Source organism: Pseudomonas sp. LBUM1660, from assembly GCF_059695935.1.
This window is the reverse complement of record NZ_CP166795.1, coordinates 368,520-384,864: the sequence shown is the minus strand read 5'-3', so window position 1 is coordinate 384,864 and position 16,345 is coordinate 368,520. Positions and strand designations below refer to the sequence as shown.

Sequence of the window (16,345 nt, the reverse complement as noted above, 5' to 3'; positions counted from 1 at the left end):
ACTTTCCTGCGCCGTTGAGTATTTCATCGGTTTTCGCAAAAAGATGCCTAATCTTTGGCGCTGACCAGTCGACATAGAAGCAGCGCAAAGCCCTCGACTGTGGCAAATTGACGCCCCCTCGCTGACCAGCCCCTCCGCGGTAGTGCACTTAATGACCAGAAACATGAAATTCAGCCACAAGATCCTGCTGGCAGCCGCCCTCGTGGTCGCCGTTGCGTTCGCCTGCTTCATCCTGTTCAACGACTACCGCCAGCGCCAGACCTTGCGCAGCAGTACCGAATCCTCGATGCAGGAACTCGGCAGCCTGACCACCAGCAACATCCAGACCTGGCTGGAAAGCCGCATGCAGTTGCTGCAATCGTTGTCCCAGCAGATCGCCGTGGACGGCAACGCACCGGCCAACCTCAAGCGCGCCATCGACTTGCCGGCCTACACCGGCAACTTCCAGCTGAGCTACTTCGGCGGCACTGACGGCGTGATGTTCTCGATCCCGGCCGGCAATCGTGCGCCGGACTACGATCCTCGCGCACGCGGCTGGTACAAGGCGGCCAACAGCGCGCAACAGACCATCGTCACCGAACCGTACATCGCCGCCTCGTCCGGCAAACTGGTGATCACCGTGGCCACGCCGGTGCAGCATCAGAGCCAGATGATCGGCGTCGCCGGTGCGGACATCGACCTGTCGAGCGTGAGCGCGATCATCAACTCGCTGAACTTCGGCGGTCACGGTCACGCGTTCATCGTCAGCGCCGACGGCAAGATCCTGATCCACCCGGACAGCAAACTGGTGCTCAAGAGCCTCGCCGAGGCCTACCCGAACGGCGCGCCGAAAGTCAGCCCGGGCATGAAAGAAGTCGAGCTCGACGGCAAGACCCAGTTCATCTCCTTCACCCACGTCAACGGTGTGCCTTCGGCAGACTGGTACGTGGCGCTGGTGCTGGACCAAGACACCGCGTTCGCGATGCTCAGCGAATTTCGCACCTCAGCGATCATCGCCATGGTCATCGCCGTGGTCATCATCATCGCGCTGCTGGGCATGCTGATCAGCTTCCTGATGCAGCCGCTGCTGACCATGGGCCGCGCCATGCATGACATCGCCGAAGGCGAAGGTGACCTGACCAAACGCCTGACCATCCACGGCCAGGACGAATTCGGTGCACTGGGCACCTCGTTCAACCGCTTCGTGGAACGTATTCACACATCGATTCGCGAAGTCTCATCGGCCACCGGCCAGGTCAACGAAGTGGCCTTGCGTGTAGTGGCGGCCTCGAACTCGTCGATGTTCAACTCCGACCAGCAAGCCTCACGCACCAGCAGTGTGGCTGCAGCGATCAACGAACTGGGCGCCGCCGCCCAGGAAATCGCCCAGAACGCCGCCCTCGCCTCCCAGCATTCGAGCGACGCCCGTGCCTTAGCCGAAGACGGTCAGCAAGTGGTGGATAAAACCATCGCCGCGATGCAGCAGCTCTCGGCGAAGATCAGCGATTCGTGCGGCAACATCGAAACGCTTAACAGCAACACCGTGAACATCGGACAGATTCTGGAAGTGATCACCAGCATCTCGCAGCAGACCAATTTGCTGGCATTGAACGCGGCGATTGAAGCGGCGCGTGCCGGTGAAGCCGGCCGTGGTTTTGCCGTGGTCGCGGACGAGGTGCGCAACCTCGCCCACCGGACTCAGGATTCGGCGCAGCAAGTGCAGAAGATGATCGAAGAGCTGCAAGTCGGCGCCCGCGAAGCGGTGAGCACCATGACCGACAGCCAGCGCCAGAGCGAAAGCAGCGTCGGCATCGCCAACCAGGCCGGTGAGCGTCTGGGCAGCGTGACCCAGCGTATTGGTGAGATCGACGGGATGAACCAGTCCGTGGCGACCGCGACTGAAGAGCAAACGGCGGTGGTGGAGTCGATCAACGTCGACATCACCGAGATCAACACCCTGAACCAGGAAGGCGTGGAGAACCTGCAGTCGACCTTGCGTGCTTGTGCGGATCTGGAGCAGCAGGCGGCGCGGCTTAAACAGTTGGTCGGTAGTTTCCGGATTTAAGCTGCTTTCACTGGCCCCATCGCCAGCAGGCTGGCTCCCACAGGGGATTGTGAACGACACAAACCCAATGTGGGAGCCAGCCTGCTGGCGATGACGGCATCAGCCACGATGAAGATTAGAACCTTGAACCAGGCCGCGAAAGAAACGCCAGTTCCTCAGCCGTAGACTCCCTTCCCAACACCGCATTCCTGTGCGGAAACCGCCCAAACTGCGCAATCACCTTCCGATGCCGCTCGGCATAATCCAGGTTATCGGCAAACACTGCCCGATCAGCCTCCGGCTGCTGCGCCACCAATTCGATGAACCGTGAGACGGCTTCGTTCTGCACCGCCAGATGCTCGCAATGCTCCAGCACCAGGTAGATAAACACCCGCTGAATCGGCCGCAACTGCCGATCGAAATCCGCCGCAATGCCTTGCGCCACGAGAGCCTGAGCCCTGAGATCACCTAAAAAGGATTTGGGAGTGTCGCGAAAGATCATTCGCGGGAGTTGATCGAGCAGCAGCACCAGGGCCAGCCAACCTTCGGGGCGTTGCGCCCAGTCAGTCAATCCGCCGGCCAGTGCCTGCTCGACCCAGTCCCCGAAACGCGTTTGCGCTTCGAGGTCCTGGCTGTCGCGCTTGCCGAACCATAACTTGCCCTTGTCAGCCGCTATGTCGTTGGGGGATTCGAGCGTTCCGAACCACCATTCGAGCAACGGCTGCCAGGGCGCGGTCATGGTTTATTCCTTGTGGTAAGCCGTGACGCGTTCGACTTCTTCTTTCGAACCGAGGAACACCGCGACACGCTGGTGCAAGCCGTCAGGCTTGATGTCGAGGATGCGCTGATGGCCGTCGGTGGACGCGCCGCCGGCCTGTTCAACCAGGAACGACATTGGGTTGGCTTCGTACATCAGACGCAGCTTGCCCGGCTTCGACGGTTCGCGGCTGTCACGTGGGTACATGAACAGACCGCCACGGGTCAGGATGCGGTGCACGTCGCCAACCATCGCGGCGACCCAGCGCATGTTGTAGTTCTTTTTCAGCGGGCCTTCATCGCCCGCCAGCAATTCGCCGACGTAGCGTTGTACCGGCGCTTCCCAGTGACGCTGGTTGGACGCGTTGATCGCGAATTCCTGGGTGGATTCCGGGATCTGGATATCTTCATGGGTCAGCACGAAGCTGCCCATTTCGCGGTCCAGGGTGAAGCCTTTCACGCCGTCGCCCAAGGTCAGCACCAGCATGGTCTGCGGGCCGTAGATAGCGTAACCGGCAGCGACCTGCTCAGTGCCTGGCTGCAGGAAGGCCTTTTCGTTCAAGGCTTCGTTCTGGCTCAGGTATTCGCTCGGGCAACGCAGCACCGAGAAAATAGTGCCTACCGGTGCGTTGATGTCGATGTTCGACGAGCCGTCCAGCGGGTCGAATACCAGCAGGTACGCGCCTTTCGGGTATTTGCCCGGGATCTGGTAGGCATTGTCCATTTCTTCGGACGCCATGCCGGCCAGGTGACCGCCCCATTCGTTGGCTTCGAGCAGGATCTCGTTGGAGATCACGTCGAGTTTCTTCTGCACTTCGCCTTGGACGTTTTCAGTGCCCATGCTGCCCAGAACGCCGCCGAGGGCGCCCTTGGACACGGCGTGGCTGATTTCCTTGCAAGCACGCGCCACCACTTCGATCAGGAAACGCAGATCGGCAGGGGTGTTGTTGCTACGGGTCTGCTCAATCAAATAGCGACTCAGGGTAACGCGGGACATGGAAGGCTCCGGTGGAATTGGGGGCTAAAAACCCGCGCAGTTTAACGCGAGTCGGGGCGCATTTCCTCCTATCAGACGTGATACGCCCAATAGAGTTCATGCGCGGGGTTGAGCGTAGCCGTAAATGAACTCAATTGTGGCGAGGGAGCTTGCTCCCGTTGGGGTGCGAAGCGGCCCCCTGAAGCATTCGCCGCCATTTGTCCGAGAAAATGCAGCCGCAGAATCTACGACTGCTTCGCAGCCGAACGGGAGCAAGCTCCCTCGCCACAGGTTCAGGGTTTGACGGGAGGCTTGCGCAGCAAACTGAACGCCATCGCCGCCAGGAATAAAACGCTCAGCAGCAATACCGCCCACAACCCGTACTTCTTCCAGTTCGTGCCCGTTGTCGCAGCCGCTGTCACGGTGGGTGTGCCGCTGGCCACCACCGTACCGTCCACCGATGCCTTGCCCAGCGTGGCCCACTTCGCCGCGCTGTAAGCGGGAATCAGCGTCGACAGCGGCAGGCTCGCCGCCTTCACCGTCGCACTCCCCAGCGCCAGCGTATAAGGCCCGGCCCCGCGCGCCAGAAACACCAATTGCGTCGAGCGCACAGCAAACTTCACCGTCGGCGCTTCAGCCCCCAAGCCACCGCCGCGCTCATCCACGACAAGCTTCAACTGCTGCACGGCCTGCCCCGACAGCTGCAATTCGTTCTGCACCACGTCTTGGCCGTTCTGGGTCAGGCGATAGAGCAAACCGCTGGTCAGCGGCTGCCACGGCAGGCTGCTTTCGCGACGACCGGACAACGTCACCGGCGCCAGGCTGTTGGGCTGACTCAACTCGACCTGCACCCGCTCGACATTTAGCCCCATCGGCAATTGCCACGTGTACTCACCCGCTTTCACGCTGCTGCCAGCCAGCGGTTGCGACCAGACCAACGGCAGCGGCAGGCTGCGGGTGCTCGCGCTTTGCAGTTGCGCAGATGTCAGTGCCGGTGCCGATTGCGGTGAATTCCACAGCAAGCGCAGATAACGTGTCGATTGCCCCGGCAAGCCGACTTCATGCTGCTCGACCCGTTCATCGGCAAACGTCAGCCGCGCCACCTGGCCTTCGCCCCACGACTGCCAATGCTGCAAGTCGTCGCTGGCCTCGATGGTGAAACGCTGAAAGCCATCGCGCTCGCTGGTCCAGTCGAGGATTAACTGCTGCAACGGCGCCTTGATGGCGCTGGCGTCGAGCAACCAGCCACGCAGCACTTCTTCGCCCGCCTCCAGCTGACTGGACGGTTGCACTTCGACCAAGGTGCCGTTCGCGCTCGATTGCACGCGTATGCCCGGCACGCGTTCAGTGGCGTCCGCCGAGGTGTACAGCGGGAACCATTTCACGTCAGTCAGCGTGCGGTTTTCGCGGGTTGACGCCGCCTCCTGGGCCAAGGCATAGGCTTGGACCTCGCCGGCAGTGTTGAACACGCGAACATCGCTGAGGTCCGTTTGCCGCGCATTCAGTTGCACGCTCAAGGGCAATTCGAGGCGATACCAAGGCCCTTCGCCGCTCACCGACAACGGCACTTGCGTGGCGAAATCCGTCGGTTTTTCCTGAGCGCTGGCGGACAGCGCCACACCCAGCGCAACAGCGCCCAACCAACCCAGGTTCAACTTCTGACTCAAGACGACACTCCTTCGGTTTCAGGGGCCGGCCTTTCAGCGTCGGCTCCGCCTTGGCGCGCAGCCTCGACGCGCTTGGGCGGCAGCGGCGCGAAATAGCCCACCACCAACAGCAAGACGCCGACGCCGATAAACGACACGATCCGGGCGAGTCCGCCGCGGTTACTCAGCTCGACAAAGAACAGTTTCGCGACGACCACGCCAATCAGCGCGGCGCCGATCAGCCATACTTCGCGGCGATGACGCAGATGGCCGCCGATCATCAGACTCAGCGCCATCAGGGTCCAGACGATGGACAGACCGGCCTGCACCAGCATCGATTCAAGCAACGCATCCAGTTCGAACGGCACACCGCCCCAATGGTGCGCGGTGCGCATCACCAGCGCGGTGAAGAACGCGAACAACGAGACCCCGGCAATCAGTTGCGTGGCTTGCTCTGTGTAGTCCTTGCGAATCGCCAGTTGCGTCACGGCGCTGCGGGACCACACATAGACGCCAAACAGCGCAAACAGCAGACCCAACTCCAACGGGTTGATCAGCGGCACATAGGGCAGCGGCTCGGCCGTGCCGTCGCTGACGATATTTGCCAGCCAGAACCAGCCGAGCATCAGCAGCGCCAACGGTGCCGCCGCGTAGAAGCGGTATTCGCGGGGGTAAGCCGAAACAGGCCAAGGCCAATTGCGCGGCGCCGCCATCAGCACCAGGTACAGACTCGGCAGGATTGCCCAACCCAGCCAGCGCCAGGCGTTGTACTGCTCGGACAACAGCAGCAAGCCGTAACGCAGCTCCAGCGCCAGCACACCGATCAACAGCCAGCAGCCGAGCACATGGGCGGTGCTCAGGGCGCGCGCCGGCAACATCGGCGCCAGACGTCGCAGGGAGACGAAATGCACGACGAACACCGCCGCCCACACCAGCCAACCGAAGCTGGCGGCCGGGTGATAACGCGAATGCCACGCGGCCAGTAGCACCAGACCGGCAGCGGGAATCAGCAAGGTACAAAGCAGGCCCAGCGACGACCATTTCAAGCGCAACGCCAACACTGTCCACAGCGCCACGCTCAGCGCCGCAACCGCCAGCAACAAGGTTGCTTGCAGATTCAACGGCGCAAAGCGCAGCACTTCGCTGATCCACGCCAGCGCCCACCAGCCCGCGCCCCACACCAGCAACACGTCGGACAAACGCTGCAAGCTCAGCACATCGAACGCCGAAGCATGGTTGCCAAGTTGCAAGCGCCACGCCCCGACCATCGCGGCCAGCCCCAACACCAGTGGCGTCCAGAAACCGCTGTGTGCCAGAGGTTTCAACCCTTCGCTGGCCAGCGGCCCGAGCAGGTCCGGACCGGCGAACAGGAAGGCTGCGCCGCCAATCACCTGCAACAGCAGGCCGAAGACAAAACTCACGCGCTGCTTGAGGTACAGACTGAGCCAGATGATGAACAAGCCACTGGCTGCCCACACCGCACTCGCGGTCTGCCATGGCAGCACGAATAGCACCGCCAGATTGATCAGCACCAGACCGGCGAGCAACACGACCGACAAGCCGCGCAACAGTCGCACATCGCTGCGCACCATTTCGTCGCGAGCCGCCAGCAACATGCCGGCGATCAGCGCCAGGCCGATCAGGGATGCGCTGAGCAAACCGCTCCAGCCCGCGCTGAACACCGCGCCAGACTCACCGCTCGAACCTTGCAGTCGCAACAGGAACAACGCACCGCCGAGCAATTGCACGGCGAATGCGGTGAACAGGAACGTGCGCGATTGCAGACGCAGACCGACAAACAACGTCGCCAACCCGGCCAACGCCCAACTGATCGCCGTGCCGTGGGTCAGGAAGAACAACGGCGCCAGGAGATAGAGGAAGGTCAGGCCGAGGCAGGCCAATACCGGTAGTCCTTTGCGCTCCCATTCCGATGTCTGTTCGGGCGGGGCTTTGCGCAACTGATAGAAGCTGAACAACAACGCTGCGCCGAGCATCAACGCGCCCAACGGAGCGCCGTCGAGCAAACTGTCGTCGCCGATGCGCAATTCGCTGACAAACGCGATGGCCGAGCCCAGTTGCAGCAGCAAGGCAAACGCTCGGGCCAGCGGTCGTTGCTGACGCAGGCAGAGCCAGAAGATGCCCGCGCCCTCGACGGCCCAGGCGGCAGCCGTCCAGCGCGCGTCGAGCCCCAGCGGAATCGCGAGGCTGGCGAAGATCACGCCCAGCGCCAGGCAGGTTTCGGCGAGCAGCAATGCACGGCCGCCCATCAGCAAACGGGCGAGTCCCATGTAGATCATGCCCAACGCCAAGGCACTGAACGCCGCGGCGAACTCCAGATGCTGAACCAGTGCAAACTGCAAACCGAAGCCCACCAGCGGCGGGCCGAACAGCATCGTGCCGTCGACGTAATCACCCTTGCGCGCCGACCAGCGCAGTAACGCCTCGCGACTGCCGTCCTCGGGTGCGTCGCCCATCTCCAGCAGCTTGCGCCGGGCGAACAAAAGGCCGATGGCCAAATACATCAGGAAGAACAGAATCAGGAACGGCTCGGTGCTCCACAGCAACTCCGGCGTGTAGGAGCGCAGGCCCCAGGCGAAACCGATGCCGAAGGTGCCGACGAAGCCGATCAGGTTCAGCAGTCGCCAGGCCTTGAACCAGGCGATGGCGAGGATGCCGGCGTTGAGCAACGCGAAGTAGCTGAACAGCGCGACATGGTTGCCGGCACCGGTGGACGTCAGGATCGGCGCCGCGAAGCCGCCGAGCGCAGCAGCGGCGGCCAGGCCCAACGCATCCTGAGTGATGGCGAGAATCGCCGAGAACACCGTGACCGCGACCAGCAGGCCCAGGGCCGCCGTTGGGTCGAGTAATGGGTGCAGACGCATCGCCGCAAACACCGTCAGGTACAACACGGCGATCCCTGTGCCTTGCAACATCAGCGCGTAGTTGCTGTTGCGTGTCCTGAGCCACCACCCCAGCCCGAGCAAGCCCAACGCAGCCGCCGCAACCCCGGCGTAACGCAGTTCGATCGGCACCACTATGCCTTCGGTGGCATAACGCAGCAAGAACGCCAGACCGAGGAACAACAGCACCACGCCGACCCGCAGCACGGTGTTGCCGCCGAACAGCCAGTTGCGTGCACCACTGATGGCGCGCTCGATAAAATTCGGGCTACGAGGGATGGCCGGTTGTTGCGGTTCGCGAGTGACCGGCTCAGGTTTCCAGACATCGTCGGGCAGCGGACGGCTGGTTTGCGCTGCCGTTGCGGCCATTGGTTCGAGATCGGGCGGAAGATCCCAGATCAGCTCCGGGGTTTCGACAGGAATGTCATCGAGGGTGAATTCAGGCGACGGGGCGGCTTCGCTGACAATTGGCTCGCTGGTTTCAGGCGTTGTGACGCCAGGAACCTCCAACAATGCCAGGCGTTGCTGCACCCCATTCAGCGCAACCTGCGCCTGTTCCAGCAGACGACGCTGCTCGGCCGCTTGTGAATCCAGGCGGCCGATACGAATGGCCTGGCCAATCCCCAAGCCGAGCAACGCGCCCAACAGCGCATCGCTGAACGACTCGTCGAGTATCCAGCCCAGCACCAGCCCAATCAGCATGAACATCCATTGCATGGTCGATATCCCTAAGCGGCCCCGCTGCGGGGCGAATCCGGGTGAAGCAACGTCTGATCCAGTCTAGTGACCAGACACTCGGAATCCAGTGTGAGAGCAGATTGCACCTGCACCCCAAATCCAATGTGGGAGCGGGCTTGCTCGCGAAGGGGCCGGCACATTCAATATTGATGTTGAATGTGCCGGCCCCTTCGCGAGCAAGCCCGCTCCCACATGGGTCAAGTTGATGCCTAGTATATCGATCAGGCCCAACAACCGTCGGGCCTTGCTCGCAATTATTGCTAAAAGTTACTCCAGCGCCTTCCAAATCTCCGTGGCGTACTCACGAATGGTCCGGTCGGACGAGAACCAACCCATCCGGGAAGTGTTCAACACCGCCGACCGCCACCACGCCTGGGAATCGTGCCAATGGGCTTCCACGCGCATCTGCGCGTCCCAGTAGGAATCGAAATCGGCGCAGACCAGGAAACGGTCGTAGTCGATCAGCGAATCGATCAAGCCTGCGTAACGGGACGGATCATCCGGCGAGAATACCCCGCCGCGAATTGCTTGCAGCACGTCGTTAAGTCGATGAGACGCGGCAATGTCCGGTGTCGCATTGAACTCATGGTTCTGCTTGCGCGCTTCGACCTGCTGGGCGCTGAGACCGAAGATGAACATGTGCTCGACGCCGATGCGCTCGCACATCTCGACGTTGGCGCCGTCCAGGGTGCCAATGGTCAGCGCACCGTTGAGGCCGAACTTCATGTTGCTGGTGCCCGAGGCTTCGAAGCCTGCGGTGGAAATCTGCTCCGACAAATCCGCCGCCGGAATAATGCTCTCCGCCAGGCTGACGTTGTAGTTGGGCAGAAACACCACTTTCAACAAGCCGCGCACCGTCGGGTCGTTGTTCACCACCCGGGCGATGTCGTTGGTCAACTTGATGATCAACTTGGCCTGGTGATAACTGGCCGCCGCCTTGCCAGCGAAGATTTTCACCCGCGGCACCCAGTCGATTTCCGGTTCAGCGCGAATCGCCTGGTACAACGCCACGGTGTGCATCAGGTTGAGCAACTGGCGTTTGTATTCGTGGATCCGTTTGACCTGCACGTCGAACATCGCCGCCGGGTTGACTGCGATCCCCAGCCGCTCATGAATCAAGTAGGCCAAGGCTTTTTTGCTGTGCAGGCGCTGTTCGGCGAAGGCCTTGCGGAAAGCAGGCTTCTCGGCGAACGGCTCCAGCTCCAGTAAACGCTGTTCAGCGTTATCCAGCAGATCCGGACCGAGGGCATCGACCATCATCGACGTCAGTTCAGGGTTGGCCTGGTAGAGCCAGCGGCGGAAGGTGATGCCGTTGGTCTTGTTGTTGATCCGCTCCGGGTAAAGCTTGTGCAGCTCGGAGAACACGGTTTTGCGCATCAGCTGCGTGTGCAACCCGGACACGCCGTTGACGCTGTGGGAGCCGAGGAACGCCAGGTTGCCCATGCGCACGCGACGGCCGTTGTCTTCTTCGATCAGCGACACCGCGCGTAGCACGTCGAAGTCGTGAATGCCTTTGGCGCGCAGCGAGTCGATGTGCTGGGCGTTGATCAGGTAAATGATCTGCATGTGCCGCGGCAACATCCGCTCCATCAGACCGACTGGCCAGGTCTCCAGCGCTTCCGGCAACAGCGTGTGGTTGGTGTACGAGAGCGTGTCGACCGTAACCTGCCACGCGGCATCCCATGCCACGTCGTAGACGTCGACCAGCTGACGCATCAGCTCGGCCACGGCAATCGAAGGGTGCGTGTCGTTGAGCTGGATCGCTGCGTGGTCACCCAAGGTCAGGACCGAGGTGTGCATGTTGCGATGGCGGCGCAGCAAATCCTGCAAGGACGCGGCGACGAAGAAGTATTCCTGACGCAGGCGCAGTTCCTGGCCGGCTTCGGTGCTGTCCGCCGGGTAGAGCACGCGGGAGATACTTTCTGCCCGGGCGACTTCTGCCACAGCGCCCAGGTGGTCACCGGCATTGAAGCGTTCCAGGTGCAGATCTTCCATGGCTCGGGCACGCCACAGGCGTAGCGTATTGACGCTCGCCCCGCGCCAGCCGACCACGGGCGTGTCGTAGGCAATGGCCCGCACGGTTTCCGCCGGGGACCAGACCTGCTTGGACTTGCCGTTTTCATCGATGACGGTTTCGACACTGCCGCCGAAGCCGATCGGGTACACGACTTCAGGCCGTTCAAATTCCCACGGGTTGCCGAAATCCAGCCAGTGCTCGGTCTGCTCCTGCTGCCAGCCATCGACGATGGCCTGACGGAACAAGCCGTGCTCATAACGAATGCCGTAGCCGTGGCCAGCGATACCCAGCGTCGACATGCTTTCCATGAAGCACGCCGCCAGACGACCAAGGCCGCCGTTGCCCAGCGCCGCGTCGGGCTCCAGCAGGCGGATGCGTTCCAGGTCGACGCCGAGCTCAGTCAGCGCCTCGCGGGCGACGTCGAGCAGGCCGAGGTTGCTCAGGCTGTCGTAGAGCAGACGGCCAATCAGAAATTCCAGAGAGAGGTAGTAAACCCGTTTCTGACCTTTGCGGTAGATCTGCCGGGTGTGATCCATCCAGTGCTCGACCATGTGATCGCGCGCTGCCAAGGCAATGGCTTCGAACCAGTCGTGGTCGAAGGCGTGATCCGGGTCTTTACCCACCGCGTAGGTGAGTTTGGTCAAGACGGCATCGCGAAATGCGGCCACCTCTGCTTCGCGAACAAGTGGTTCTTGAGTCATCGATAGGACCTCGAGCGAGCGTTGAGTTGTCTGAGCCTAGACGGTCTGACAGACAGTGGCGGCTCTGGTTCGGCAGTTTTTCCTGATAGTTCGAGATAGGTCGGCATTACATTGTCGTGTGCCTGAATCAATGCAGGGGCCGTGCCGGATTAACGGTGCTTTGGGGGTGGGACAGAAAAAATCTGGCGAAAGGTTGTTCAAAAATCCACCAGTCCCGGTATGATCGCGCGCCCTGATGCACGTAGCTGGTAACAACCGATGATGAAGTCCAACCTGATCGCTGCCGCAGAGATCGATCGCCTCGATACCTGGGCCAAGTACTCTGCGCCGATGTGCGGTTCCTGCGTGTCCAGCTGCTGCACGCTGCCGGTCGAGGTCAAGATCAAGGATCTGATCCGCATCGGCATCGTCGACGAGTTCGAGCGCGGCGAGCCTGCGAAGAACATCGCCAAGCGCTTGCAAAAGGAAGGGATCGTCGAGCGTTACAACCAGAAGTCCGAGATCTTCACCCTCCAGCGCATGAGCAACAACGATTGCCTTTACCTGGATCGTAAGAGCCGTCTGTGCACTATTTATGAAAAGCGCCCGGACACTTGCCGCAATCACCCGAAAATCGGACCACGGCCGGGGTATTGCGCTTACAAGCCGAAGGAAGTGGCGCGTGAGACCAGCAGCTCCCGCCGCACTCTCGAAAAATTCTGATCCGCAATCTCGCTGCCCGATAGATCGCTTTCGCGGGCAAGCCTCGCTCCTACAGGTCATGCGCACGTCTTTAGAGCAGCGCAAAAACTGTAGGAGCGAGGCTTGCCCGCGAAGGGTCCTTCACTGACACAGCCCAAACCCCAGACAAACAAAAACGCCCCCGACCTTGCGGTCGGGGGCGTTTTTTTGCAGCTAACTAAATGACTTAGTTACCGGCTTTCTTGGCAGCGCGGGTACGCTCGCTTTCGCCCAGGATCTTCTTGCGAAGACGGATGGACTTAGGAGTGACTTCGCACAGTTCGTCTTCTTGCACGAACTCAAGAGCTTGTTCCAAAGTGAAACGGATAGGCGGAACCAGAGCGATGGTTTCGTCTTTACCCGAGGCACGCATGTTGTCGAGCTTCTTGCCTTTGGTTGGGTTGACGCCCAGGTCGTTGTCGCGGCTGTTGATGCCGACGATTTGACCTTCGTACACGTCTTCGCCGTGACCCAGGAACAGTTTGCCGCGAGCTTGCAGGGTTTCCAGCGAGTAAGTCAGAGCCTTACCGGTAGCAACCGAAACCAGCACGCCGTTCTGACGGCCGGACATGTCGCCGGACTTCATCACGTCGTAACGGTCGAAGATCGAGGTCAGGATGCCTGCACCGGAGGTCAGGGTCAGGAACTCGTTACGGAAACCGATCAAGCCACGAGCCGGGATGTTGTACTCAAGGCGCACACGGCCCTTGCCATCCGGAACCATGTTGGTCAGGTCGCCCTTACGGATACCGATCTGTTCCATGATCGCGCCCTGGGATTCTTCCGGCAGGTCGATGGTCACGTTTTCGTACGGTTCGTGCTTGACGCCGTCAACCAGACGGATGATCACTTCCGGACGACCAACACCCATTTCGAAGCCTTCGCGACGCATGGTTTCGATCAGTACCGAGAGGTGCAGCTCACCACGGCCGGAAACTTTGAACTTGTCGGCGGTGTCGCCTTCTTCAACGCGCAGAGCAACGTTGAACAGCAGTTCTTTGTCCAGACGCTCCTTGATGTTACGGCTGGTGACGAACTTGCCTTCTTTACCGCAGAAAGGCGAGTCGTTTACCTGGAAGGTCATGGAAACAGTTGGCTCGTCAACGGTCAGCGGCTTCATCGCTTCAACATTCAGTGGGTCGCACAGAGTGTCGGAGATGAACAGCTGGTCAAAGCCGCTGATGCAGACGATGTCGCCGGCAGCTGCTTCGTCAACGTCGATGCGGTGCAGACCGTGGTGACCCATCAACTTCAGGATACGACCGTTGCGCTTCTTGCCATCAATGTCGATAGCGACAACTTGAGTGTTCGGCTTGACGCGACCACGAGCGATACGGCCAACGCCGATAACACCCAGGAAGCTGTTGTAGTCCAGTGCGGAGATTTGCATCTGGAACGGGCCGTCACGGTCAACTTTTGGAGCTGGAACGTGGTCAACGATGGCCTGGTACAGCGGGGTCATGTCTTCCGCCATGGCGGTGTGTTCCAGACCGGCAATACCGTTCAGGGCCGAAGCGTAAACAACCTGGAAGTCCAGTTGTTCTTCGGTAGCACCGAGGTTGTCGAACAGGTCGAAGATCTGGTCCAGAACCCAGTCCGGACGTGCGCCTGGACGGTCAACCTTGTTGATCACCACGATTGGACGCAGGCCGGCTTCGAAAGCCTTCTTGGTCACGAAACGGGTTTGCGGCATAGGGCCGTCTTGAGCGTCAACCAGCAGCAGAACGGAGTCAACCATCGACATTACGCGTTCAACTTCGCCGCCGAAGTCGGCGTGGCCCGGGGTGTCCACGATGTTGATGTGGTAGCCGTTCCAGTTGATGGCGGTGTTTTTCGCCAGAATGGTAATACCGCGCTCTTTCTCCTGGTCGTTGGAGTCCATCACGCGCTCGTCGTTGAGCTCGTTGCGCTCCAGGGTGCCGGATTGACGCAAGAGTTTGTCTACCAGGGTGGTCTTACCATGGTCAACGTGAGCAATGATGGCGATGTTGCGTAGATTTTCGATCACTTGTGTATCTCGATCAGAGGATTCGGTGTGCTGACAAGTCTTGGCAGCGATTAACAGTAGAGTCCGGCAAAGCCGTTACAGCTTGACGGCGGCGTCGGGGGGCCGGTGACGCAGGCCACAGGCAAACAGCCCCGGGCACTTAGCTCGGTCGATAAACGCGCACATTGGCATGCCCCTCACTGAGCAAATGGTGGGCATGCAGGCGACTCATCACGCCTTTGTCGCAATACAGCAGGTACTGGCGAGTAGGGTCCAGTTCCTTGAAACGAGCGTTCAATGCATAAAACGGCATCGCTTGTACCTCAATGCCAGCAAGGCCCAGCGGGTCGTCTTCAGCGGCATCCGGGTGACGGATGTCGATGACGATCTGACCAGCCAACGCTTCGCCGACTTCTTCGATTTGCAAGTCCTGGCCCAATTCGTCGATCACGCGATCGATCGGCACCAGTTTGGCGTTCTCGAGCGCACGCTCAAGTACTGCCATGTCGAACTGTTGTTCTTCGTACTCCACGCGTGGACGCTTGGCGTGGGTCTTGGGGTTCACCGAGATGACCCCGCAATATTCCGGCATGTGCTTGGCGAAGTCGGCCGTGCCGATTTCGTTGGCCAGGTCGATGATGTCCTGCTTGTGACTGGCGATCAGCGGACGCAAGACCAGCTTGTCGGTTACGCAGTCGATCACGGACAGGTTCGGCAGTGTCTGGCTCGACACCTGGGAAATCGCCTCGCCGGTAACCAGCGCATCGATGTCCAGCCGATCGGCAATACGGGAAGCAGCGCGCAACATCATACGCTTCAAAACTACACCCATATGACTGTTATCGACTTTCCCGAGAATTTCTCCCAGGACTTCCTCGAACGGCACACTCACAAATAACACGCGCTGGGAGCTGCCATACTTCTTCCAGATGAAGTGCGCGACTTCCATGACGCCCAGTTCATGGGCCCGTCCGCCCAGATTAAAGAAGCAGAAATGGCTCATCAGGCCGCGGCGCATGATCTGGTAAGCAGCCACCGTGGAATCGAACCCACCCGACATCAGGACAAGTGTCTGTTCCAGTGCACCCAGCGGATATCCGCCGATGCTGTTGTGCTGGCTGTGGATCACGAACAACCGTTTGTCGCGAATTTCGATGCGGACTTCGATTTCCGGGTCTTTCAGCGAAATTCCGGCGGCGCCGCACTGGCGACGCAGTTGGCTGCCGACATATTTCTCGACGTCCATCGAGCTGAATTCATGCTTGCCGGCACGCTTGCAGCGCACCGAAAAGACCTTCCCGGCCAACGCCTCACCGAAGTGCTGCTTGCACTTGGCGACGATGTCGTCGAAATCGCCCAGCGGGTATTCGTCGACTTGCAGGAAATGCGCGATGCCCGGCATGCAGCTCAGGCGCTCGGTCATCTCCTTCAGGGCTTTGGGATCGCTGACGCGGGTTTCCAGCTCGAGATTGTCCCACACGCCGTTCACCACCACAGCCGGGTCCAGGTCGCGGAGCACGGTACGGATGTTTTTGGCCAACTGGCGGATGAAACGCATCCGTACCGGGCGGCTCTTGATGGTGATCTCGGGGAAGACTTTTACGATTAGTTTCATGAAAACAGCGCGCGCTGGGCCAGCCGAAAAAGGGGGGCGCGGATTATAGCGGAAATTGCTCAAGGTTTAACCAGTTAATGTGCAGAAGGTTTTGCGCGCACCAAAACAGGTCATTTGTCGATTTTAACGCTACATTGTAGGGCGAGATTTTCCGCTTACAGATGCTTTGTGCCTTTATAAGCGTGATATTGGGGCAAAAAACCCATGCTGGGGCACTGGCATGCAATTTGCTCCCTTGTGAGGCAGGTTGCCTTGGCAGAGTATTC

The 16,345-nt window shown here is 60.4% G+C and carries 9 protein-coding genes and 1 pseudogene; 3 read left to right on the top strand and 7 right to left on the bottom strand.

Going from position 1 to position 16,345, the window contains the following annotated elements; genetic code table 11:
* Nucleotides 1–151: 151 nt before the first annotated feature.
* Nucleotides 152–1,186 (top strand): annotated as a pseudogene (locus ACA068_RS01880) (HAMP domain-containing protein); the annotation flags it as partial.
* A gap of 93 nt (nt 1,187–1,279) precedes the next feature.
* Nucleotides 1,280–2,044 carry a methyl-accepting chemotaxis protein gene (locus tag ACA068_RS01875; RefSeq protein ID WP_370694726.1) on the top strand — a complete coding sequence of 255 codons (765 nt, stop codon included), beginning with the start codon at nt 1,280–1,282 and terminating at the stop codon, nt 2,042–2,044.
* 115 nt (nt 2,045–2,159) lie between these two features.
* Here ACA068_RS01875 and ACA068_RS01870 read toward each other — a convergent pair whose 3' ends face one another.
* The 5 genes from ACA068_RS01870 to ACA068_RS01850 form a co-directional block, all read right to left on the bottom strand.
* Complete coding sequence (locus ACA068_RS01870; RefSeq protein ID WP_497307166.1) at nt 2,160–2,762, bottom strand: DUF924 family protein; 603 nt, start codon at nt 2,760–2,762, stop codon at nt 2,160–2,162.
* Between the two features lie 3 nt (nt 2,763–2,765).
* Nucleotides 2,766–3,776 carry a class 1 fructose-bisphosphatase gene (locus ACA068_RS01865; RefSeq protein ID WP_497307164.1) on the bottom strand — a complete coding sequence of 337 codons (1,011 nt, stop codon included), beginning with the start codon at nt 3,774–3,776 and terminating at the stop codon, nt 2,766–2,768.
* Between the two features lie 272 nt (nt 3,777–4,048).
* Nucleotides 4,049–5,422 (bottom strand): DUF3999 domain-containing protein, encoded by a 1,374-nt coding sequence (locus tag ACA068_RS01860; protein ID WP_497307162.1) that lies wholly within the window; start codon nt 5,420–5,422, stop codon nt 4,049–4,051.
* Nucleotides 5,419–9,018, bottom strand: coding sequence for a DUF2339 domain-containing protein (locus ACA068_RS01855; RefSeq protein WP_497307160.1), 3,600 nt, complete (start codon nt 9,016–9,018; stop codon nt 5,419–5,421). The genes ACA068_RS01860 and ACA068_RS01855 overlap by 4 nt, the downstream gene beginning before the upstream one ends.
* Before the next feature lie 288 nt (nt 9,019–9,306).
* Complete coding sequence (locus tag ACA068_RS01850) at nt 9,307–11,757, bottom strand: glycogen/starch/alpha-glucan phosphorylase (protein WP_497307159.1); 2,451 nt, start codon at nt 11,755–11,757, stop codon at nt 9,307–9,309.
* 261 nt (nt 11,758–12,018) lie between these two features.
* Here ACA068_RS01850 and ACA068_RS01845 point away from each other — a divergent pair, with 261 nt between their 5' ends.
* The gene (locus tag ACA068_RS01845) at nt 12,019–12,459 is read left to right on the top strand and encodes a YkgJ family cysteine cluster protein (RefSeq protein ID WP_149416955.1); all 441 of its coding nucleotides are present in this window, start codon (nt 12,019–12,021) and stop codon (nt 12,457–12,459) included.
* 205 nt (nt 12,460–12,664) lie between these two features.
* Here ACA068_RS01845 and typA read toward each other — a convergent pair whose 3' ends face one another.
* Nucleotides 12,665–14,485 (bottom strand): translational GTPase TypA, encoded by a 1,821-nt coding sequence (gene typA, locus ACA068_RS01840; RefSeq protein WP_131061253.1) that lies wholly within the window; start codon nt 14,483–14,485, stop codon nt 12,665–12,667.
* Between the two features lie 139 nt (nt 14,486–14,624).
* Nucleotides 14,625–16,079: a tRNA uracil 4-sulfurtransferase ThiI gene (thiI, locus tag ACA068_RS01835; RefSeq protein WP_497307156.1), complete on the bottom strand. Its 1,455-nt coding sequence runs from the start codon at nt 16,077–16,079 to the stop codon at nt 14,625–14,627.
* Nucleotides 16,080–16,345: the final 266 nt, after the last annotated feature.

Coding starts and splice junctions, on each gene's coding strand:
- ACA068_RS01875 (WP_370694726.1), top strand. CDS start 1,280: ATGTTCAACTCCGACCAGCAAGCCTCACGCACCAGCAGTGTGGCTGCA.
- ACA068_RS01870 (WP_497307166.1), bottom strand. CDS start 2,762: ATGACCGCGCCCTGGCAGCCGTTGCTCGAATGGTGGTTCGGAACGCTC.
- ACA068_RS01865 (WP_497307164.1), bottom strand. CDS start 3,776: ATGTCCCGCGTTACCCTGAGTCGCTATTTGATTGAGCAGACCCGTAGC.
- ACA068_RS01855 (WP_497307160.1), bottom strand. CDS start 9,018: ATGCAATGGATGTTCATGCTGATTGGGCTGGTGCTGGGCTGGATACTC.
- ACA068_RS01850 (WP_497307159.1), bottom strand. CDS start 11,757: ATGACTCAAGAACCACTTGTTCGCGAAGCAGAGGTGGCCGCATTTCGC.
- ACA068_RS01845 (WP_149416955.1), top strand. CDS start 12,019: ATGAAGTCCAACCTGATCGCTGCCGCAGAGATCGATCGCCTCGATACC.
- thiI (WP_497307156.1), bottom strand. CDS start 16,079: ATGAAACTAATCGTAAAAGTCTTCCCCGAGATCACCATCAAGAGCCGC.